The organism is Chitinophagales bacterium, assembly GCA_013816805.1.
Lineage (GTDB): Bacteria > Bacteroidota > Bacteroidia > Chitinophagales > UBA10324 > MGR-bin340.
Window position 1 is genome coordinate 72,305 of sequence record JACDDS010000003.1, and the last position, 22,569, is coordinate 94,873.

The 22,569-nt window shown below is 37.1% G+C and carries 21 protein-coding genes; 7 read left to right on the forward strand and 14 right to left on the reverse strand.

Annotated features, from left to right (window positions below; genetic code table 11):
• Nucleotides 1–53: 53 nt before the first annotated feature.
• The gene (locus tag H0W62_03145) at nucleotides 54–812 is read right to left on the reverse strand and encodes a hypothetical protein (protein ID MBA3647539.1); all 759 of its coding nucleotides are present in this window, start codon (nucleotides 810–812) and stop codon (nucleotides 54–56) included.
• Entirely contained in the window at nucleotides 812–1,921 is a 1,110-nt protein-coding gene (locus tag H0W62_03150) for a Nif3-like dinuclear metal center hexameric protein (GenBank protein MBA3647540.1), read from the reverse strand. Before H0W62_03150 ends, H0W62_03145 begins: the two co-directional genes overlap by 1 nt.
• A gap of 118 nt (nucleotides 1,922–2,039) precedes the next feature.
• Between H0W62_03150 and lpxK the strand changes: the two genes are divergently transcribed.
• From lpxK to H0W62_03165, 3 genes are all read left to right on the forward strand, one after another.
• Nucleotides 2,040–3,113: a tetraacyldisaccharide 4'-kinase gene (lpxK, locus tag H0W62_03155; protein ID MBA3647541.1), complete on the forward strand. Its 1,074-nt coding sequence runs from the start codon at nucleotides 2,040–2,042 to the stop codon at nucleotides 3,111–3,113.
• A gap of 1 nt (nucleotide 3,114) precedes the next feature.
• Nucleotides 3,115–3,927 (forward strand): purine-nucleoside phosphorylase, encoded by an 813-nt coding sequence (locus tag H0W62_03160; GenBank protein MBA3647542.1) that lies wholly within the window; start codon nucleotides 3,115–3,117, stop codon nucleotides 3,925–3,927.
• A 78-nt stretch (nucleotides 3,928–4,005) separates the two neighbouring features.
• On the forward strand, nucleotides 4,006–5,997 hold the full coding sequence (locus H0W62_03165; protein MBA3647543.1) for a hypothetical protein: 1,992 nt from the start codon (nucleotides 4,006–4,008) through the stop codon (nucleotides 5,995–5,997).
• A gap of 19 nt (nucleotides 5,998–6,016) precedes the next feature.
• Here H0W62_03165 and H0W62_03170 read toward each other — a convergent pair whose 3' ends face one another.
• The 3 genes from H0W62_03170 to H0W62_03180 form a co-directional block, all read right to left on the reverse strand.
• A complete protein-coding gene (locus H0W62_03170) occupies nucleotides 6,017–6,418 on the reverse strand; it encodes a hypothetical protein (GenBank protein ID MBA3647544.1) in 402 nt (133 codons plus the stop codon).
• A gap of 111 nt (nucleotides 6,419–6,529) precedes the next feature.
• Nucleotides 6,530–7,786: an asparagine synthetase B gene (locus H0W62_03175; protein MBA3647545.1), complete on the reverse strand. Its 1,257-nt coding sequence runs from the start codon at nucleotides 7,784–7,786 to the stop codon at nucleotides 6,530–6,532.
• Between the two features lie 65 nt (nucleotides 7,787–7,851).
• The gene (locus tag H0W62_03180) at nucleotides 7,852–9,351 is read right to left on the reverse strand and encodes a hypothetical protein (protein ID MBA3647546.1); all 1,500 of its coding nucleotides are present in this window, start codon (nucleotides 9,349–9,351) and stop codon (nucleotides 7,852–7,854) included.
• Nucleotides 9,352–10,041: 690 nt separating this feature from the next.
• Between H0W62_03180 and H0W62_03185 the strand changes: the two genes are divergently transcribed.
• Complete coding sequence (locus tag H0W62_03185) at nucleotides 10,042–10,188, forward strand: hypothetical protein (GenBank protein ID MBA3647547.1); 147 nt, start codon at nucleotides 10,042–10,044, stop codon at nucleotides 10,186–10,188.
• Nucleotides 10,189–10,260: 72 nt separating this feature from the next.
• Complete coding sequence (locus H0W62_03190) at nucleotides 10,261–10,548, forward strand: hypothetical protein (protein MBA3647548.1); 288 nt, start codon at nucleotides 10,261–10,263, stop codon at nucleotides 10,546–10,548.
• Between the two features lie 10 nt (nucleotides 10,549–10,558).
• Here H0W62_03190 and H0W62_03195 read toward each other — a convergent pair whose 3' ends face one another.
• Complete coding sequence (locus tag H0W62_03195; protein ID MBA3647549.1) at nucleotides 10,559–11,770, reverse strand: hypothetical protein; 1,212 nt, start codon at nucleotides 11,768–11,770, stop codon at nucleotides 10,559–10,561.
• A 67-nt stretch (nucleotides 11,771–11,837) separates the two neighbouring features.
• Nucleotides 11,838–12,410, reverse strand: coding sequence for a DUF3109 family protein (locus tag H0W62_03200; protein MBA3647550.1), 573 nt, complete (start codon nucleotides 12,408–12,410; stop codon nucleotides 11,838–11,840).
• Nucleotides 12,411–12,541: 131 nt separating this feature from the next.
• On the opposite strand from H0W62_03200, the gene H0W62_03205 reads away from it, so the two are divergent.
• Both H0W62_03205 and H0W62_03210 read left to right on the forward strand, forming a co-directional pair.
• Entirely contained in the window at nucleotides 12,542–14,080 is a 1,539-nt protein-coding gene (locus tag H0W62_03205; protein ID MBA3647551.1) for a glycine--tRNA ligase, read from the forward strand.
• A gap of 90 nt (nucleotides 14,081–14,170) precedes the next feature.
• A complete protein-coding gene (locus H0W62_03210; protein MBA3647552.1) occupies nucleotides 14,171–15,205 on the forward strand; it encodes a YncE family protein in 1,035 nt (344 codons plus the stop codon).
• 3 nt (nucleotides 15,206–15,208) lie between these two features.
• On the opposite strand, the gene gmk is transcribed toward H0W62_03210, so the two are convergent.
• From gmk to selD, 7 genes are all read right to left on the reverse strand, one after another.
• Nucleotides 15,209–15,790: a guanylate kinase gene (gene gmk / locus H0W62_03215; GenBank protein MBA3647553.1), complete on the reverse strand. Its 582-nt coding sequence runs from the start codon at nucleotides 15,788–15,790 to the stop codon at nucleotides 15,209–15,211.
• Between the two features lie 100 nt (nucleotides 15,791–15,890).
• Entirely contained in the window at nucleotides 15,891–16,847 is a 957-nt protein-coding gene (locus tag H0W62_03220; GenBank protein ID MBA3647554.1) for a TerC/Alx family metal homeostasis membrane protein, read from the reverse strand.
• Between the two features lie 6 nt (nucleotides 16,848–16,853).
• Nucleotides 16,854–17,873, reverse strand: a complete 1,020-nt coding sequence (locus H0W62_03225) for a DUF4340 domain-containing protein (protein ID MBA3647555.1) — start codon at nucleotides 17,871–17,873, stop codon at nucleotides 16,854–16,856.
• 85 nt (nucleotides 17,874–17,958) lie between these two features.
• Nucleotides 17,959–19,665, reverse strand: a complete 1,707-nt coding sequence (gene gldG, locus H0W62_03230; GenBank protein ID MBA3647556.1) for a gliding motility-associated ABC transporter substrate-binding protein GldG — start codon at nucleotides 19,663–19,665, stop codon at nucleotides 17,959–17,961.
• Between the two features lie 63 nt (nucleotides 19,666–19,728).
• Complete coding sequence (gldF, locus tag H0W62_03235) at nucleotides 19,729–20,457, reverse strand: gliding motility-associated ABC transporter permease subunit GldF (protein ID MBA3647557.1); 729 nt, start codon at nucleotides 20,455–20,457, stop codon at nucleotides 19,729–19,731.
• Complete coding sequence (gene gldA, locus H0W62_03240) at nucleotides 20,458–21,366, reverse strand: gliding motility-associated ABC transporter ATP-binding subunit GldA (GenBank protein ID MBA3647558.1); 909 nt, start codon at nucleotides 21,364–21,366, stop codon at nucleotides 20,458–20,460.
• Nucleotides 21,367–21,515: 149 nt separating this feature from the next.
• Nucleotides 21,516–22,562: a selenide, water dikinase SelD gene (selD, locus tag H0W62_03245; GenBank protein ID MBA3647559.1), complete on the reverse strand. Its 1,047-nt coding sequence runs from the start codon at nucleotides 22,560–22,562 to the stop codon at nucleotides 21,516–21,518.
• Nucleotides 22,563–22,569 lie beyond the last annotated feature (7 nt).

Below are 22,569 nucleotides of genomic sequence, written 5' to 3' on the forward strand. Positions count from 1 at the left end.
TGAAAGGATGGAGGTTTTTACATCACGGCCAAATAGTTGCACCATAATTCCTGCTATTTCTCCAACACTTCATCAACCAAAATTCTGCCGCAATGCTCACAAACCAGAATTTTTTTATGCTGACGAATTTCCATTTGTGTCTGAGGAGGAATGGCATTGAAACATCCGCCACATGAATTACGCTGAACAGTAACTACCGCTAGTCCATTCTTATAAGAAGTGCGGATACGATTGTATGCATGAAACAACCGGTCTTCAATTTTTGACTGTTGCTCCTTTGATTTCTTCAATAAAGATTTTTCTTCAATGTCCGTATCTTCTACAATACGCTCCAGCTCATTCTTTTTGTTTTTTAATTCCTTCTCTTTATCCTTTATATTTTTTTCAGAAATTTCAAGCAGTTCCTTTTTCTGATCCATTTCATCCATTGCTTCACGAATCCTCTTTTCTGCTAACTGAATATCGAGCTTTTGCAATTCAATTTCCTTGCTCAGAGCATCGAATTCACGGTTATTCTTTACGTTATTTTGTTGTTTCTGATATTTTTTGATAAGAGTTTCAGATTCTTTAATGCTGTTCTTACGAGTAGCTATCGCATCATCCATTTGCTTTAATTCATCTTCTATTTTCCCAATGCGTGTTTTTAGACCGGTTAATTCATCCTCAAGATCCTTCACTTCCATAGGAAGTTCACCCTTAAGAATTTGAATATGATCAATTTTAGAATCTACTTTCTGAAGTTTATAAAGCGCTCTTAACTTTTCTTCAATGGTACTGTCAGTAGCTCTGGGAGCTTCTTTTACTTTGGTCATTAGTAATATTTTATGGGATTTGTGTTAACGGACGTTATACGAAACGCAAAATTAGGAAAATTTTGCCGTAAAACATCTGCAAATATCTCTTGTGTAAATTGCTCGCTCTCATAATGACCTATGTCAGCGATAATTATTTTGTTTTCCGCATCAAAAAACTGATGGTATTTAAAATCAGCAGTAATAAAAATATCAGCATTGTTTGCAATAGCGTGTTTTAGTAAAAAACTGCCGGCACCTCCACACACAGCAACCCGTGATATGGTGCCTTGAATATTAATCCGCTTAACCGGAGCAGTATGGCGGATTATTTTCAGGTCCATTTTTTCTTTAAGAAATGCTAAAAAATCCACGAATTCCATCTCCTTTTCTAATACTCCAACCATTCCTGCGCCTGCATGTTCCCATTCATTACCTAAAATCACCAGATCATAAGCCACCTCTTCGTAGGGATGCGATTGTTTTAGTGCAGCCACTACATTCTTTGTTAACCATTCTGGGAAAACCACTTCAATTTTTGTTTCCATTTCCCGGTGACGAATTCCTTTTTCACCTGCGAACGGATCGGTACGCTCATTTCCTCTAAAACTTCCATATCCTTCCATGTTAAAACTGCATTCATCATAGTTACCTATGCTACCCGCCCCAGCCTGGAATAAAGCGTCTCTAACCGCTGAAGCATAATTTTCGGGTACAAAAGTGAACAGCTTTACCAATTGATTTTTTAGAGGAAGAAGTATTTGTGTACTATGCAGGCCTAACCGTTCACAGATTCTAGCATTTACGCCATTCCTCATATTATCGAGGTTGGTATGCGCAGCATAAATGGCAATTTTATTTTCGATTGCCTTTATGATAACGCGCTCGATGTATGAGGTGCCGGTAATCTTCTTTAATCCCGAAAATATTATTGGATGGTGAGCAATTACCAGGTTACATTGTGCAGCGATTGCTTCATCCATAACCTCTTCGGTGCAATCAAGGCATAGTAAAGCTGAAGAAATTTCTGAATCCGGACTTCCTGCGATAAGGCCAGCATTATCGTAGCTTTCCTGCAATGCAGGCGGAGCAAACTTTTCCAGGCAAGTTATAATTTCCTTAAGTTTCACTGCTATCAATTTTAAAGTAAATTTTGCAGAACGGATTGAGTTTTTTTGGCATAAGAAGATACTATATTAAACACTAATTTCTCGTCATTCAACAAGATTATTTCACTTGTAAACCTTTATGAATTTATTAGCCCGCATACTGCTATCTCCCTTTGCTTTGTTGTATGGCACAGGAGTTTGGTGTTATAATAAATTATTTGACTGGAATATCCGGAAAAGTGTCTCATTTGATTTACCTGTTATTTCCGTCGGAAATCTTTCAGCAGGAGGCAGCGGAAAAACCCCGCATGTTGAATATTTAGTTGGGTTATTGCTTAACCACTATGAAGTCGGAGTTCTGAGCCGTGGATACAAAAGAAGAACGAAGGGATTTCTATTGGCAGAAAAAAATTCTTTACCGCAGGATGTGGGTGATGAACCATTACAAATTAAACTGAAGTATCCGGAAGCCATTGTAGCTGTTTGTGAAGAACGCGTAACCGGTATATCGAATATGCTTTCTGTTTTTCAGGATCTGCAGATTATTATTCTCGATGATGCTTTTCAGCACAGGCAGGTAAAGTCTTTTTTATCCATCTTATTGACGCCATATTCAAAACCGTATAATGAAGATCATTTACTTCCTTTAGGCAGATTGCGGGAATTTAAAAAAGGTGCGGACCGCGCAGACATTATCGTAGTCACAAAATGCCCTTTAAATCTGCCGCTGGAAAAAAAAGAAAATTGTAAAAAGGATTTACAAATTAAGGAACACCAAAAATTATTTTTCTCCACCTATAAATACGGCACACCATATAAACTTTTTAATCCAGCAGAAAAGCTTCAGCCGGAACAGATAGATTTGGTACTGTTGTTTTGCGGTATAGCAGGTACAGAATTTTTGGTAGCCGAGCTTCAAACGAAATTTAAGGAAGTAATATTAATTCGCTTTCCGGACCATCATCAGTATACGTACAGCGATTTGAAAAATATAGGAAAGCGATATCACTCTATTAGCTCTTTAAGCAAGATAATATTAACTACAGAGAAGGATTCCTCTCGTTTAATTAATTTTAAAGAGATGCTTTTAGATACTGGACTGTTAATATATTGCCAGCCAATAATGGTGCAACTGTCAGATGATGAAGAAAATGAATTCAATGACCTTATTTATTCCTCGGTAGCAAATTTTTTACCTGGACAGTATGAATAATTTGTTTACTCAATTACAGGAGGCGGTTGCTTATATACAGCAAAACACTGAAATAAAACCAGTATGCGGATTGGTCCTTGGTTCAGGTTTAGGAAATATTATTGATGAAATGGAAATTTCGGAAGCATTAAGCTACAGTGAAATTCCTCATTTTCCTGTCAGTACGGTAAAAGGGCATTCTGGAAAACTACTGTTTGGTGAATGGCATGGTCTGCCAATGGTGGTAATGCAGGGTAGGTTTCATTATTATGAGGGATATACCCTTGAGCAGGTAACCTTTCCCATCCGGGTGATTAAATTATTAGGTGCTGATATATTGCTTCTGACGAATGCTTCGGGAGGATTGAATCCGGAGATAAAAACGGGGGAATTAATGGTGGTAACAGATCATATTAATTTGAATTCAAATAATCCGCTAAGGGGAATCAACATAGACGAATTGGGTCCGCGTTTTCCTGATCAGCATGCTGTATACGATAAGGTATTACAGGATAAGGCAATTGAAATTGCCGTTTCCAACAAAATTATTTGCCATGCCGGAATTTACGTTGGCGTAACCGGACCAACCTTTGAATCACCTGCTGAATACAGGTATATGCGTATCATAGGAGGAGATGCGGTAGGAATGTCTACTGTTCCTGAAGCCATAGTTGCAAATCATGCGAACATGCGGGTTTTTTGTCTTTCAGTAATTTGTGATGAAGGCAATCCTGCAATGCCCACATCCGTTACTCATGATGAAGTAATAACAATTGCAAAAAGGGCAGAAGGGAAGATGGCAGTAATTCTTAAAAACCTCATTCAATCTATTTAAGTATTCTAATTGGGCTATCTCTTTTATATCAGCTTAAAATACTCAATTTGAATGGCGCACCAGATAAATTAATGTACGTTGGATATTGATAAGCGAATAAGAGAGAAAACCAGCAAATTTTTCAGGTTTTACCATTGTAAGCCTTTCCCGAATATTGCAGGCTCAGGAAAAGCAGTGTGCTATGTTCATGGTGCCTTCCTTTTTTTACTTACTTTTTTTAATACAAGCATCAGCTCAGCTCAGCATAAAAACACCGATACTACGGCTTACTATAATTCACAATGGACTAAATATAGTTTACTGAATAATCCGGATGAAGCAATTAATATCGATACCACGCTTACATACCTGTACAGATACAACCCGGCAGAGTTTCCCTTTGGCTTCATGCACCTTGGTAACTTGGGTGCTGCCGCAAGACAGTTATATTTTTTTACTCCGCTACATACTGATTTTGATATTGGTTTTCATCAATTTGATATTTATAGAAAAGAGGAAGGTGATATTAAATTTTTCGACACAAAGCGACCTTATACTTTAGTTAATTATCACCAGGGAAGTGCAAAAGAGATTAAGGGTCAGTTAATTCATGCTCAGAATATCATTCCGCAATGGAGTGCAGGATTAGAATTAAATGCATATAAATCGACCGGGCTTTACCATCATCAGCAAAATAATGGTGCAAATTTCAATTTCTCTACGCAGTATAGCTCTAAAAATAATTTCTATAAAATAATGGCAGCCTTCCTGCTTAATAACTTAAAATCACAGGAAAATGGAGGGGTAGCCACACCGGATGTTTTTAATGATTCTTTAATTATTGACAAGTCAATTGCAGATGTTTACCTGGATAGTGCCTATAATCGATGGAAAGACCTGTCAGTCGTGGTCCAGAATTCTTTTGGATTAGGTATATTAAACCATCAAATTAAAGATTCCACTATAGATAAAACTACAGAGAACCGCTTCCAGTTGTTTCATAAATTTTCATGGGAAAAACGAAGCTTTTTTTTTATTGATGACAAGATTGATAATGCGTTCTTTGAAAATATTTTCATCGATTCCATTAAAACAAGGGATACGCTTCGTTACAATCGCTCTCTGAATGAAATACGTTTTCGTATCCGTAATTCAGATTCAGTTTCGTGGCTAAAGAATTTTACGGGAGAGGTTTACTTTCAGCATGAGTTCTATTTTATCAATTCCAAATTACCTTCTGATCACTTTCAAAGTGGCATTTTAGGGGTAAGCTTAAATACAAGGCAGATCAATACTCTATCACGCAGCTTGCCTTTGACTTTTGCCGTTCAGGGAGAATATAATTTTATAGGCTACAATAAAGGAGATTATTTTGTAGATATCCAGGCGGGCTACCGTTTTAATAATAGTGCTGGTTTTGGATTTGAATTTTCTGATGGTCGAAATCATCCCTCGTATATACAGCAGCATTATTTATCCAACCATTTTCAATGGCTGAATGAGTTCGTTCCGGTAATTTCTTCATCTGCCTCCGTATATTTTACAGATATTAAATGGAACCTTGAGCTAGTGGCTAAAATTTACAGAACTCAGAATTATATTTCATGGAATAGTTGCGCTATACCTGTACAATTGAACAGCAGTTTTTCAGGTTATTCACTTTTTGTTCAAAAAAATATAAAGTGGGGTGTAATACATTTTGATAACGAATTGTTGTACCAGCAATTTAATAATGATACAATAATCTCGCTTCCTTGGTTTATTTCGCGGCACAGTCTTTATTATGAAGACAGGCTTTTTAAAGGTGCTTTATCTCTTAAAACCGGCCTTGATGTCCGGTATAATTCAAATTACTATGGTGCAGGTTATGAGCCTGCAACAGGTCAGTTTTATAATCAGCATATAAATTACTTAAGCTTTTACCCTGTTGCGGATTTATTTGCAGAAATAAAGATCAGATCAGTGCGTGCGTATTTGATGTTTCAGAATATTAATCAGGGTATATTAAGCAACGGATACTATTCTGCAATCCATTATCCAATGCCTGACCGTAGTTTTAAATTTGGAATCAGCTGGACATTCTGGAATTGATAAATATCCTCGCAGCGTATTAAAAATCTTCCATGTCAGATTCCCCTTCCAGCACACCCATATAAGTACATGTGGATGGTTGTTGCTTATTAATTACACGGAAGAGCAAGTAGTAAGATCCATCGAAATCAGCAGTAAAGAAAAAATTAATGATGTTTTTTTCGAGGCCGCTTACGTTGTATTCGTAATCTAGCTGGTCACCAAGTGCATCTTTAATTTCAATTGCAGTTGCATCCACATTGGGATCTGTAACGAGAAAAAATACATATTCAATACCACCGGTAAGCTCTAATTTTTTTCTGAATGTTTGTGTGGATGTTAAGCGGTCGCTCCATTCATGTTTTAATTCATACTCGCCGAAGCTGCGCGTGTCCTTCAACATTTCCAGCTGCTTTTCTGTTGCGGTGTTAATACATTTCATTTCTTTTTGCTGGGCATAAGCCGCATTGCAAAAACACAAAAATAAAAGCAAAGTAAAAAAGAAGTTAGTGTGTTTCACGGATTAAAAACTGATTGAAGATAAGCAGAGGCTTCAGGTTTTTTGTTTCTTTTTACGTGCAGCAGGAAAAAGTACGTTATTAAGAATAAGGCGATATCCCGGAGAATTGGGATGCAGGGCCAGGTCAGTAGGCGGATCCCCCACCTGGTGCTGGTAATCTTCCGGATCATGACCGCCATAAAATGTCCAGGTTCCATTACCGTATTCACCATGCACGTAGCGTGCTTCACCTGCAGCTTTATTTTCACCCATTATCAGATCAGTGGATTTCAAAACCTCGTTGCGAAAAGAAGTGGTTTGACCCATAAATCCTTTTACAATTTGCGTGTGGTCCTGGCACAGCATAGTAGGCACAGGATCCCATTTTGCTGAAAATTCAAATAGTGTAAAATAATCCTGATCCATAGGAACATGCCGGAAAGTAGTGGCATCAATATTAGAAAATTCATATTCCATAGAATTGGGAATCAGCGTAAAATTCTGAAAAGCAAAGCATTTTGAAAAGTCCAATTTCTGCTGAGCCTTGGGATCAGGAGGATCACCATCGTACATCCAATCACAGATATCTACCCCATCAGCCGCTAAAGCTATATCATATGAATCAGTTGCCGAACACATGGCAAACATAAATCCACCACCTGCAACATAGTCCCTGATTTTCTGAGCAACCATCAACTTCAATTGTGAAACCTTTTTAAAACCCCACCTTGCTGCTATTTCTTCATTGTCTTTTACATCGCGGATATACCATGCCGCATTTCCGTACTGGGCATAAAACTTTCCGTATTGGCCAGTAAAATCCTCATGATGCAAATGAAGCCAGTCGTAAAGCGGTAACTTTCCCTGCAGTACATCATCGTCATAAATGATATCATAAGGTATTTCTGCATAGGTAAGCACCAAGGTAACAGCATCATCCCAGGGTTCCTTATTTTTTGGAGAATACACCGCTATTTTTGGTGCTTTTTCCAGCTTTACGATATCTTCATTTACTTCAGGGCTTGCAATTTGGGATAAGATATTATTATATGTTGCATCGGGCATAACTTCATAAGTAATTCCGCGGACAACACATTCATTTTCTGCTTCTGCAAAATAAGGAAAAGCAAAGCTTCCACCCCTGTAATTTATCATCCAGTCCACCTTTAAATTTTTAGAAAGAATCCAATAAGCCATACCATAAGACTTCAGATGATTTGCCTGCTTTTGATCCATAGGAATAAACAGCATCGATGCAAAAACCGGTGAATACACAATGCAAAAAATGGAGATGGAAAGTATTTTTTTCATCACTAAAAATTATTGATACAGTTAACGGTTATTAATGGTTGGAATTATGCTTAAAAAATTGAAAATTACTGCGGAGTTTTAACTGGCTGCAAATTCGCTGTGATAATATGCAGAATATTTTCATACGGAATTATTTCCATCGTATCTGTTTCACCCTGAGGTCCAAAATCTGAGATTTTCAAATTTTGCAGATAACTATGAAACTTCTGGCGGTTTAATTCTACTTTTTGAAACTGATTTATTATTTGACGCAATCTTTTAATAAATAAGGTTGTTCGCGGTGCTGTTTTTACAGATAAATATCTTGATGAAAAGATGCGCAAAGATTCCATATTCTTATCCAGACGATCATCATCTTTCCGATTCATTAAATATAAAATCTGTGCAATTAAAATTGCCGGGTAAAATCCAGCCTTATCCTTACTGTAGATGGGCACTTCATTCAAAAATTTTAAGATTTTAAACTCTATTTTAGCATCCGGACTTACATAATTTAAATAAGCCTGGAAGATCTTCCACTTCTCCAGTTTTTCTGCAGACAAGTATTGATAGCGCGGATGCGCCGTTACAGCACCATAGATAGAGGTGGCCTGCTTAAATTCCATTCCATGCAGGGCCAGCAGAAAATAATTTTCCATCACTATAAACCAGTTGTTACTTCCCTGAGAGTAATACTTTAAAGCATCTTCAGCATACTGCAAACCATTTTTATACTCTCTTAAAAAAAGACAGCAAACCATCTTGAGCAAGGCAATTTCACCCTCACGCGAGTCAAGGTGAAAATTCGGATGTTTCTTCTGGAAAATTTCAAATCGATTGCATAGTGTAAGTGTTTTTCTGTAATCGCGGATGATCTGATAATACTGCAGGCCGATGCGGTAATGTATTAATTGCACGTGGAAAGTATGGTAATGCTTTGCAAATTCCTTGCTTTGATTATAATATTCCCTGGCCTTCGCAGCAAATTCGGGTTTAAACGTTTTGCTTCGTGCGAACTGAATCAGTAGCGACTCATACATGAATTCAGCTCTGCCTTCAGCTTTTAATACATTCTGCGCTTTTTTCATAATGAGATCAAATCGCTGAAAATCTTTTTTCAGTCCCATCATGCCCGAGTGATGGCGCAGCATTTTGGCGTTTAAAAAAACAAGCTCATTCAGATCAAATTTAATTGATTGAGTGAGGGTAGATTTAGCCATGCTTATTGCACTTGTTCGGGCGCCATGAGTAAGCAAAATTTTAGCGCTGAAATAATTCCGGTTACACGTATAGACTGCCTGTTGATAAGGTGATACTGTTGTTTTTCGATAGTTCAGAAAAAAAAGAGAATTAATGAGGCGCTCTTTAAGCCTGCTTTTGAGCATCAGGTATTTTTTGTCTCCCGGGGAAGTTTGATATATAGAACGGGCCGCTTCCTCATCTGATGAAAACGTGCCATCATAGATGCCCTGAAAAAGTTTATGGTACAGATTATTGTTATCTTCTGTTATTTTTTCATCTATTAGGTCAACTTTTCCTAAACGTTGTTTTGTTACCAACGTTACCATTTCTTTAAAAACTTTCATCTTTTTAAGGTTGATTTAATGTTCTTTACGGGCTAATTAACAAAATATTCTAACAAAGTATTGATTAAAGATACTGGAAGCTGTGTTACTTTCGGCATTAAATTGTACGTCTTATCTGAAAGCGAGAGAAATATCTTTGCATCAGATTCAAATTGGTACTGGAAGTATGCACACATATTTTATTTAAATAAACAGCCCTATTAAGGGACATTACTATTTGTTATAAAGGAAAATCCAAAACGATTTAACAAATTTTTATTTTTTGTTACTAAATGAGTATTTTATCTTGAAAAATTAGTAGGAGAAATAACATAACGTTGAAACACAAGCTGAAAGCGGGTTTCATATTTATAAAAAAAATAATAATAAAATAATTTGTAGGATGATTTTACCCCTTTTCATACATTAAAGATGCTGGAAACACTACAATTAAGATGGGGTGCTACTTTTGACACTATACAAAATACGTACAGAACATCTAATAAATGATATTTATAAATTTGTAGATTCTGGTAAATTAATGATAATTGTTTGAAATTCATAGGAAAAATTAAGTAAGCTGGTATTGTGATTATGACATGATTAATATTAATGGAATGTTACCAATAGTTGGTTTTTGTACATAAGGAAGGGTAGTCAGGGGTTTATTTTTGGTTTAGTAAGAAATTAATAAACTAAAAAAATAACGTCATGGCAAGTATTATATACCAAATCGTTCTCGCTTTTCAATTACTCTATGGACCTGGTAACTATACCCAGCAAGCAACCATAACTTATACTGACCACGGTTACCATTGCGATAATGGAATAGTTATAATTGACACTGACGAATTATAAATTATAGGAGTCATGCAGTGGCATAATGGTGATAAATTTTCACTGGTATTCAAACTGTTTAAATTAATGACAATGAATCTTCAAAGGAATCTCCAGGATTTGGTTTGGGAAAAGGCAGCAAGAATACCAGGTATGGATCCAGGGCTATTCAGAGCTGATGAAGAGGGAAGCATGATCCGTAAGACTGATTTTAATAGCGAGATTTCAATTTATGGGTGGTGCTATTTTCATCTGAAACCCGTATGGGAAGGTGGTAATGATGATCTTTGGAATATAAAGCCCCTGAATTACGTAAATAAATTATTAAATATAGCAGGCTGTTTCAATTCCCTTAACGAAGAAAATTTTATCTGGGATTAAGTACTGCGATTTATGCAATGGGTTTGAAAGGGTGATGTTTTTCCCAATCCTTGCCTGTGTTTTTGTTAAAAAAATCTGTTAATATACGAACCAGATATTTTGTAAACCGGGTTCGTATTTTATAGTAACTTTCAAAATAAATTGGCCTTCCTCCAATAATCGCTTTTGCTTCACGAGCGGTTCTTCCTAATTCAAGTTCTTTTTTTCCTTCCGATATTGCATCTGCTATGGCATCAAACATTATATTAAAATAGAGCCAGTGTTCTGCGTTTTGGCCATAATCGAATCCTATATAATGCAATTCCCAACTACTTTCATAAAGAATATTTGAACTAAAAGCTATTAAAGCGTCTTCCTTAAAATACCCAAAGACCTTGAATTGGTTTTGATAGGCGAGTTTCATTTCAATAAAATAATTTTTGCTGGCAATAACCATCCGGATTGGTTGTTTCTGCACTACCTGCAGATAAAGTTTTTCTATACGTGCACTGTAATGAATAATTTCATCCAATGATAATTCTGTCCTTTTTACATCCCGTAATTTCGCGCGGGAACGCCGCGCACGTTGTGCGTATTTATGCCGCAATGAGGATATATAATCTTCAAAACTTTTCCAATGCAGATTTATATCCATTTTCATAGTTAAATCATTGTTCCAGTGCTGAAAGCCATATTTATATAACTCATTACCCAGTTCACCTACTGTATCCTTAATAAGAATGATGTGTGCCTTAGGCTTGAAAGACTTAAGGTATTTATTGCAAATCATTGCGATTTCTTTGGTTGATACTGATGGGTTCCAGTAAGCTCCCGGAAAGTCAACACGGAACAGGTTGCCAAGTGTAAGTATAATACGCTCCCTACCAATAATAACCTTCTCCAACTGGTGAAGAATGGGTTGATTACTGAAGGGTGATAAATAATGCTTTGAATTAAAATGCACTATCTGCAAATAGAATACAGCAATTAGCGGCACATCACCACCAGATATATTCTCATAAATAAAAGCATACCGGAATTCAAGATCGCGTGGCACTGATTTTTCCAAGAAAAGTAAATGGCTGGATTGCAGAGGATGATCTTTAGGAAGAAATTGATCCCACTCCTTGTACCGGTCAGTTAAGGATCCATATTCCTGACAGTAAAAACACGAAGAACCATTGCTCCCGGATTCTATATTAGGAAATAACCTTTTAACTTGAGAATTTGTAGCAATGTTCATTCAGATATCCGGAACATTATTGATAGACTTAAATATGGACGTTCTTTTCACAAGGTTATTTTCAGAATCATCTGTTTTCTTCAAATACAGCTGCACCTTCGAGTTGCTGGTACCAGTCAATTCCATATTTTCTGATCAATGCTTCCTTTACAAATTTATAAATCGGGATACCTAACTCCCTTCCGTTTTCACATGCCGGAGAGCAGATATCCCATCTGTCATAATTCACTGCCTCATAATTTTCATATTTTTTTATGCGAACAGGATAAAGATGACATGAAACAGGTTTTTTAAATGCAATTTTTCCCTCATAATATGCCCTTTCAATTGCACATTTCGCGATCCCTTTATCAAGGAAAACATAAGCACATTCTTTTACTCCATCCACCAGTGGTGTAACAAGATCGCCCTCGCTGTCAATAATCCACTTCCCAAATTTTTCAATAGAATTGATACCTTCCTTTGACATGAATGGTTTTACCTGGTCAAAAACTTGCTCCAGCACTTCGGTTTCATCCAGTTCGAGAGGAGCTCCGGAGTCACCGGACACACAGCAGGCTCCTTTGCATTTATCCAGTGCACAGGCAAATTGCTTTCCAATCAGCTCATCTGAAATGATTGTCTTTTCTATAATTATCATCTAAAAAAAATCAATCTTATTAAAGGCTAAAATAGAATATATCAACCATATCATAATGCCTGAAAACTTACAGTGCAGGAAATTTATATCATTCTATTATCTTCTGCTGAGCCACTATATTTGCGTGCATCATGGCTGAGCAAAAAGATCGTTTTAAAGAAATTATTTCTCATTGTAAAGAGTACGGGTATATTTTTCCATCCAGTGAAATTTATGACGGATTAAGTGCTGTATATGATTATGGTCAATATGGCGTAGAGTTAAAAAGAAATATCCGTGAATACTGGTGGCGTTCTATGGTGCAGCTGAATGAAAATATTGTCGGTATTGATGCTGCTATTTTCATGCATCCAACCGTATGGAAGGCAAGCGGACACGTGGATGCTTTTAACGATCCCCTGGTGGACAATAAAGATTCTAAAAAAAGATATCGCGCTGATACACTTCTGGAAGACCATATTGGAAAAATTGAGGCAAAAACTGAAAAAGAAATACAGAAGGCACAAAGCCGCTTTGGTGAAAAGTTTGATGAACAGGTTTATCGCGCTACCAATCCGAGATTAATAGAGTACGCTAAGAACGTAAGCCAGATTAATAAACGAATGAAGAGGGCACTGGAGCTGAATGATATGGATGAGATGAAGCAGCTCATTATAGATTGCGAAATTGCAGACCCGGTCAGTGGCACGCGTAACTGGACCGATGTTCGGCAATTTAATCTCATGTTTTCAACGCAGGTTGGCTCCATAGCCGAAGATTCCCATACTGTTTATTTAAGACCTGAAACTGCACAAGGTATTTTTGTAAATTTTTTGAATGTTCAGAAGACGGGAAGAATGAAAATACCATTTGGAATTGCGCAAACAGGAAAAGCATTCCGGAATGAAATAGTGGCCCGTCAGTTTATTTTCAGGATGCGTGAGTTCGAACAAATGGAAATGCAATTTTTTATTAAGCCCGGAACAGAAGCAGATTGGTATGAATACTGGAAACAAAACCGTTTAAGGTGGCACCATGCAATTGGATTTCCAGCTATGAAGTACAGGTTCCATGATCATTTAAAACTGGCACACTATGCAAAGGCAGCCTGCGATATTGAATTTGAATTTCCATTCGGGTATAAAGAACTGGAAGGAATTCATTCCCGCGGGGATTTCGATTTGAGCCAGCATGAGAAATTCTCTGGAAAAAAGATTCAGTACTTTGACTCCGAAACCAATGAAGCTTATACTCCTTATGTGGTGGAGACTTCAGTTGGCCTCGACAGGATGTTTCTGGCAGTGGTTTCTGCATCTTACACCGAAGAACAGGTGCCTACTGCAAATGAAGGGGAGGAGGCAATGAGGGTAGTTTTGAAGATCCCCTCCTTCCTGGCTCCGGTTAAAGTAGCGGTGCTACCACTTGTTAAGAAGGATGATTTGCCGGAAAAAGCATTGAATATTTTTCATAATTTGAAAGCTTATCATAGTTGCCATTATGAAGAGAAAGATTCTATTGGGCGCAGGTACCGCCGAATGGATGCTATTGGAACTCCATATTGTATTACCGTTGACCATCAAACTCTGGAAGATAGTACAGTTACTATTCGTGAACGCGATACTATGAAGCAGGATCGCATACCCGTAAGTGGCGTACATACTATAGTGAATGAGCGGGTTAAGTGGCCTTAATAAAAAAAATTTATTGTTAGATAATTAGAGCATGCAACGGTTAAACCTTAAAGAAACTGAAGAACGTTATTAAAGAAATAAGCTCATTAAATGAAAACTTTCCTGATCACTTTTTTCATTTATTTCCAATGTTATTTTTCTGTGGCTCAGGTTAATTATTTCATTTACAAAGTGGTTAATCAGATGCATCTTGAAGGTGACCGTGGATGGGATTACCTTTCCATAGATACAAAAACGCATCTGTTATATATCTCTCATGGCACTATGGTTCAGGTACTGGATGTAAATAGTGGAAAACTAGTGGGTACCATTACTAATACAAATGGTGTTCACGGAATTGCTTTGGCACCAACTATAAATAAGGGATTTATCAGTAACGGACAGGATTCATCCGTAACCGTTTTTGATTTACAAACTTTAAAGACTATTACAAAAGTGCCGGTTACCGGGCGAAATCCGGATGCAATTCTCTATGATCCTTTTACATCTAAGGTGTTTGTTTTTAATGGCAGAAGCAATAATGCTACTGTATTGAATGGCAATTCAAATGAGGTAATTGCAACCATTCCGCTATCTGGCAAGCCCGAATTTTCGGTAAGCGATGGTAAAGGAAAAATCTATGTGAATATCGAAGATAAGAGCATGGTGGATGAAATCAACCCGGTCACAATGAAGGTAGAGAAAGAATGGTCCGTAGCTCCCGGAGTAGAACCAAGCGGTCTTGCACTGGATAATATAAACCATCGGTTATTCAGTGTTTGTGATAATGGATTAATGGTTATAGTAGATGCTGAAGATGGGCACGTCATCTCCACTGTTCCCATTGGAGACAGGGTTGACGGAGCAGCCTTTGACCCTTTGCTGCGACGTGCTTTTAGCTCCAATGGTGATGGCACACTTACGGTAGTGCAGGAAAAAGATGCAAATACTTTTAAGGTGCTTGAAAATATTATAACGCAAAAAGGTGCACGTACTGTAACGGTTGATACCATTACTCACCATCTTTATCTCCCTACGGCAGAATTTGGCGTTACGCCGGAACCAACAAATGACAATCCACATCCGAGACCTTCCATTAAGCCCGGTAGTTTTGTAGTGCTGGACGTTATGCCAGATAGTAAATAGGTTTTAGCTGGAACCGTAAGAATGAAATAAAAAACCTTCAACTATTGCTGCGGCTTTTTGCAAGGCTTCCGATAAACCATTATTTAAAATGATTTTATCGAAGTAAGCTGCATATTCCATTTCATACAGAGCTTTATTAATTCTCTCATGAATCTTTTCCTTAGACTCTGTTGCTCTGCCTTCAAGTCTTTTTTTTAAAATATTTATATCTGGAGGCTTAATAAAGATAGTGAGTGAATTTGTTCCGAATTTTTTCTTCAGATTTATTGCTCCTTTTACGTCCACATCAAATAATACCACCTTACCGGAGATCCATATGGTTTCCACTTCACTTTTTAATGTCCCGTAGAATGTATTATTATAAACCTCTTCCCATTCTATAAAATCACCATTTTTAATTTTTTCTCTGAATTCTTCACGCGTCATAAAATAGTAATCACGACCCTCTGTTTCGTCAATTCGCTTTGGCCGGGTAGTAGCGGAAACTGAGAATTCAAGCAATGGATATTCTGCCAATAGGTGCTTAGCGATAGTTGTTTTTCCTGCTCCTGAAGGAGCAGTAATTATAATCAGTTTTCCGATCATAAAACGAAAGCCAGTGAATATAAAAACTTAGTGACCATGCCACTCTTGAAACAGAATGTGTCATCTGCGATATCCATCATTTCTATGAAAAATATCCGTTTTATTTTCCCTGAATTTTACTTGTTCTGTTTTTTAAAAGCGAAACAACAATAGCAGCAGTTAAAACTAAAACTATCACCAGTAAAGACCAGTGGGTTGAAATACGTATATCGAATATTTCCAAAAGCATTTTTGCACCAACAAAAATTAATACAACTGAAATCCCTTCCTGTAAATAATCGAATTTATCTGCAAATCCTTTCAATAAAAAGAACATGGCCCGCAATCCCATAACGGCAAAAATATTAGATGTGATAATCACCAATCTATCCTGCGAAATAGCAAATACAGCCGGAATAGAATCAATAGCAAATACTAAGTCTGTAGATGCAATCAGTATTATTACAACAAAAAGTACCGTATAATATTTTTTTCCATTTTCGTATATTGTAAAATTTCCTTCTCCTTCATGCTTCACCATTGGAAAATAGCGGTGCAGGAACTTATAAATAATATTTTTATCGGGGTTAAATTTTTGATCACTTCCTGAAAGCAGAATTTTAATGCCACTGTAAATTAGCACACCTCCCAGAAAGTACAGTATCCAGTGAAAATTATTTACCATCTCAATACCTGCAAGAATAAAAATTAATCTAAAAATTACTGCGCAGATAATTCCGTAAAACAGGACTTTGTGATAGTATAAATCTGAAATATTGAAATAGTTTAAAATCAGTATAAACACAAACAAATTATCTGCAGAGAGGGAATATTCCATAAGATAAGCGGAATAATATTGCAGGCCTTTTTCAGTATCGCGGTAATGAGAAATCAGGAATCCATAAGCAATGGCCAGGCTGATCCAGCATACTGTTTGTACCGATGCGCTTTTTAAGCTCATAGGCTTAAAAGATCGTTGCAGGACGCCTGCATCTAGTAGAAGAGAAAAAATCAGTGTAATGCCAAATATGATGTACAATACGCCGGCATCACCAAAATGCTGAATAAGGTTTGACATGAACCGTCAGTTTTTTGTGGCGTACAGGAAAAACCGGGTGGTTTTAAATAAACGATTAAAATGCTGGGTTTGAATAATCACAAAATCCTGACCATTGTTTACTGTTGCGAAAAAGTGATCCACATCGTACAATAGTTCATTTCCCTTTGCATCAAATTGTTCACTAGTGCTGTTTCTTGGCATGTGGTATATAACCGTTGAATGGGGCTGGTAATTGCGGTCAGTAACCGTGATATTACAGAATGGGGTAGACTGCAGAATGCTGTCGCGTTTCGGAAGATCGTTTACAAAAGCTTCGGCATTCACAAATGAGTATGATTGTAGATAAGCTCTAACAGCCCGCTTGTTAATTGATTCCGAAGTCAGAGGTTTTCCGTTATTGCCGGTAATTAAAAAGGAATCGGGCCCCGCAACGGTAATAGCAAAGGAGCTATCTTTTAGCTCAGGATAATTTACAGAGACAGTAAGTATTTGATTCAAGTCAAAATCATATATTTTCCCGCTCCTGATCTCTTCTGTATTGGTTGAATATCTCGTATTTACTACTCCCTGAAATGCAGGTATAGCTGTTACATAGGGATTTTTTGCTCCCGCCATCATCATATAAGTTCCGTCCGAACTAAGATTGGGCCCGCCTATATAATATGATTTCAGCATAGTGCCATTTCTATCAAAAATCTCCACCTTTTTATTATCGCTTGCCATTTGCTTCACAACTGTATTTTGCTGCGATAATGAAACCGGGTAGCTAATTGTAATGTTATGAATAGTACTTAAAAGGGAATTCATATAATCTGACCTTACCGGATATTTCTGATTAACTATCCATCCACTGTTTTGCCGTTGCAATATCACTTTGTTTCCGCGCATGTCGGCAATAAAAATTTTTTCAACCACGGATGTGTCATTTAAGGCAAACTTGCCTTCACCTTCTTTTAAGGTTCCCGATGGTTTATTTACTACTAATACATACGCTGTAAATCCAAGAGCAAGAAAAATTAACAGGTATAGTTGGGTTCTCTTCATATCAATTATAGATCAGGAAACCAGTAAGTGTATAAACGGTTACCTTAAAGTTCTTCTTAAAGATTAAAGTTGCAAGTCAGGATTATTATGATCGGGCGTATTTTCGTCTCCTGATAAAATTAAAGATTAATCCAAACACACTAATTAATGCTACCGGAAGTATCGTATTGGTTAGCTGCCATTGCACTTTTTGTTCTCTTACTTTCGAAGTATCCAACAACCTGAGAGTTACTGTTTTTATCCTTGTATTTATATGCTGTGTATAACCACACAGATAATCGATACAATTCAAAAGAAAAGTTTTATTGTCAAAATATTCGCCGGTATAGCGATCATATCCAAGGGGCATCGGAGTACCTTCTTTATTCACTTCATTTGTACCAATATCTCCATCTGAAATTACGATCATTTTAGTGGGTTCACTGGTAGATTTGAAAGGTTTTTTTAAAGAATCGTCCATGAGTTTAAGCGCCTCGGGAGTAAAGCGGTTAATGAATATACTCGGAAATATACCTTCCAGCAAGACTGCAGAAGGTAAATTTTTCCTGTTGTATTTTTTGGGATCAGGACGATTTTTTAAATCTGCAAAATCAACCAGCCATGGAGTAAATACATTTCTGCTATTTCCTGATGAATGCAGTAATACTGTTTTTTTTATACCCTTTGCTGCTACCGTATCAATGCTGCTCACAAACCTGGCTGATATTCCATTTGTATTTTGAACGATCAGGTGATTATTATCCGGGGTGAAAACCGGGAAATAGAAACATGGAAATAGTTTAAAGTTCGGCTTTTGACTTTCATAATTTACTAAAAGAGGAACGGGATTACATTGTAAATCCATTATAAGATCAGGGTTAATCCGCACACCATATCTGAATAACTGGTCATCAAGATTTAGTGGAAAGTCAAGGGTTATAAAAGAAGATTTATGCATAAGTGAATCGATGTCTGCATTTAAGGGCTCAATCATCCACAAAACCTTACCGCCTTGCATTATGTACTGATCCAATTTATATTTATCCTTTTCGGAAAATTTTTGAGTGGGTTTGGCAATAATTACGGTTGTAAATTCAGAAGAAATATTTACTGTGGCTGCTAAATCAATCCATTGCCACTGGTAAAACCCGGATATGGAATTTAAAAGATCACCAAGCCTGGAATCTTTAATTTCTCCATGACCCTGTATAAATCCAATTTTTGTCAACTGGATAAGGGAAAGCTTTTGTATGCCTTGAGAAAAATTATGTTCAAGGTGGGCGATAGAATTGTTTAATGAGGTTTGAGCTCCTTCATTTGGATTCGTTTCTAGAAGTTGTACCGGTGTTTCTTTCCCATTGAAATATATAATAGCCCCGGGTACCACAATTTTTTCTGAATACTGATCTCCCGCATTTTGTTGAACATTCGTTGGCATCAGTCCTTTCCTGGAAAAATCTTTTAAAACTGCCGTTATTTCGCTTTCTGATTTTCCATATACAGGATCTATAAATTGGTATTGGATTCTATTACCTCCATAGGCTTTAAATTCATCCAGTAACTCCATTGTTGCGGTGCTTAAGCGCTGAAACCCGGGAGGCATTTCGCCTTTCAGGTACACTTTTACAAATACCACATCCTTCAGATCATTTAATAATTTTATAGAGGAATCGCTTAATGTAAATCGCTTATCTGCAGTAAGGTCTATACGTTTAAAGAAGGAGGACAATAAAATATTCAGCAGTATTATAATGCCAATTAAAATAAATAGTTGAGCAAATGCTTGTTGCTTATGAGACCGCCTGGAGACCAATTTAAAATTTGAATAAAGTTTAAAAAAATCAATGACATGTAATAAATAACTGTTCTGAAATCATCACCATTTCCGACTTTGAAGTGAAGTTATGGTGCACAGTATAAAGATGAGGGTGATTGAAAAAAAATATAGCACATCCCTGGAATCCACTACTCCGCGGCTTATAGACTGATAATGGGTTTCAATGCCAAGGGATTGAATAACGGTATCTGCCGATCCCCCGAACAATCCTAAAGCTCCAACTGCATTAAAAGAAGCATATAAGAGAAAAGAAAAAAAAGCAGCAAGAATAAATGCTACAATTTGATTACCGGTTAATGAAGAAGCAAATAATCCAATAGAAACAAAAGAAGTACTCAGCAAAATTAATGCAATGTAAGAGCCCCAGGTTGCACCCAAATCAAGATTTCCTTTTGTGGCGCCCAACACGTAAATACTATAAAAATATATTAAGGTAGGTAAAAGTGAAAAAATTACCAGGGTGCTTGCTGCCCAAAATTTACCGAGAATAATTTGTATTTCACTGATTGGTTTAGTGACTAAAATTTCAAGAGTTCCTGTTTTTATTTCTTCGGAAAACATTCGCATTGTGATAGCAGGTATAAGAAGAATAAAAACTATGGGTGCGTTATCAAAAAGAATATCAAGGTTAGCATAGCCAAAGTCAAGTACATTGTCAGGGAAAACCCACATTATTAGTCCCATAAGAATCAGGAAAACACCAATGGAGATATAACCGATTAACGAGCTGAAAAAAGAAGTGAGTTCCTTTTTAAAAATGGCAAACATTTAATTTTCTTTTGTTATCTCCCTGAAAACATCTTCCAGTGACGATTTTTCCTCTACCAGAGAAGTGATTATTAACTGATTATTTACGGCAAATTGAAATACCTTTTCCTGCAATTCCATATCCCCTGTAAGTTTCCATTTTCCTGAATTCAGGTTTTCTATACCTGATACGCCGGAAATTCCCTTCAGCTGATCTTGGGAAGCATTTTGTTTAAATGATACAATAACAGTTGTTTCATTCCTGGTCTGTAATGACAATTCAGTCAGTTTATTATCTGCCACAATTTTGCCTTGATGAATAATTATAATCCGGTTGCAAATCGCCTCCACTTCCTGCATAATATGCGTTGACAGCATTACTGTTTTTTCCTTACCCAATTCTTTAATAAGCTCCCTTACATCCACCAGCTGATTTGGGTCAAGACCTGAGGTAGGTTCATCCATTATCAGCACTTTAGGATCATGCAGTAACGCCTGTGCTAATCCTACCCGTTGCCGGAAACCCTTTGAGAGAGAATGAATTTTTTTATGCTTCTCTTTCGCCAGGCCGGTGAGGTGAACCATTTCCCTTATCCGTTTCTCACGATTATGGTTTAGCCCATTCAATTTGGCGGAGAACTGTAAATACTCAATAACAAACATGTCAGTATATAACGGGTTATTCTCCGGTAAGTATCCAATGTTTCTGCGCGCCTGAATAGATTGTATTTCCACATCATAATCGCAAACAACTGCCTTCCCTGAAGTTGGTGGAATAAATCCTGCAAGAATTTTCATGGTGGTTGACTTACCGGCACCATTAGGGCCAAGAAAACCTAGAACGTCGCCAGGCTGTACCTGAAGCGAAATGCTATCAATGGCTTTTTGTTTGCCATATATTTTAGATAAGCCGGAGATAACGATTGACACCTTTATTATTTAAAAGTATAGTTCAGTCAGAAGGAGGAAAATAAAGGATGCTATAAAGATTAAAGGTGAGTTAATTGCGAAAATATATATTTGATTGTTAAAGCACATTATAGACCACTGATAATTGAGCTCATACAGTAACCTTAGTATTATTTAACCGAAACTATTTTTACGTCAGTTTTTTCTTTCATTACTCCTATTGGCTCTGCAAATGCTTCCATGCCGTTTTCTTTTAAAATCTTTATAAAAGAGTTGCATGCTTTTTCATTAATTGCAACTAAAAGTCCTCCATTAGTTTGGGGATCACAAAGTGTAACTAACCGTTCACCATCAATTCCTTCCGCCGAAGCTTCATAATTATTCCAGTTACGAAAGGTGTTATCCGGAGCTACAAATTTTTTTGCCAGTTCTTTCACCCCCTCGATCAATTTAATTTTTTCATAGTTGATCTCAGCAGATAAACCGCTTCCTATGCATATTTCATTAAGATGACCCAGCAATCCAAAGCCGGTAACATCGGTCATTGCATTTACTTCTGAAATAGTTCCTAACTGTTCCCCGATGTTATTCAATGCGCACATCAGCTCTATTGCGGGCTGAAAGCTTTCGGCAGAGATTAAGTTTCTTTTTAAAGCAGTAGAAAGAATTCCTGTTCCTAAGGGTTTTGTAAGAAAAAGAAGATCACCTGTCTGTGCTGTATTATTCCTCTTTATATTTTTTTTCTCAACAAGACCTGTTACTGAATATCCAAAAAATGGCTCCGGATTTTCGATCGTGTGACCGCCTGCAATAGGGACCTTCGCTTGCGCGCAAATGTAAGTTCCACCTGCCAGAACCTCTTTTGCTACATTTAAAGGAAGTTTTTCAATGGGCCATCCTAATAATGCAAGTGCCAAAATAGGTTTTCCACCCATCGCATATACGTCACTCAATGCATTGGCTGCGGCAACACGGCCAAAATCGTAGGCGGCGTCTACAATAGGCATAAAAAAATCTGCGGTGCTTACCAGGCATTGGTTATTTTCCAATTCGTAAATAGCAGCATCATCCGAGGTTTCATTGCCCACCAATAAGTTGGGAAATAAATTATGTCCCCCGGCACTTTCCAGCATTTGGCTAAGGATTGCAGGAGCTATTTTGCTGCCACAGCCGGCTGCATGACTATATTGTGTAAGCTTAACAATAGTTTCCTGCATAGAGAAA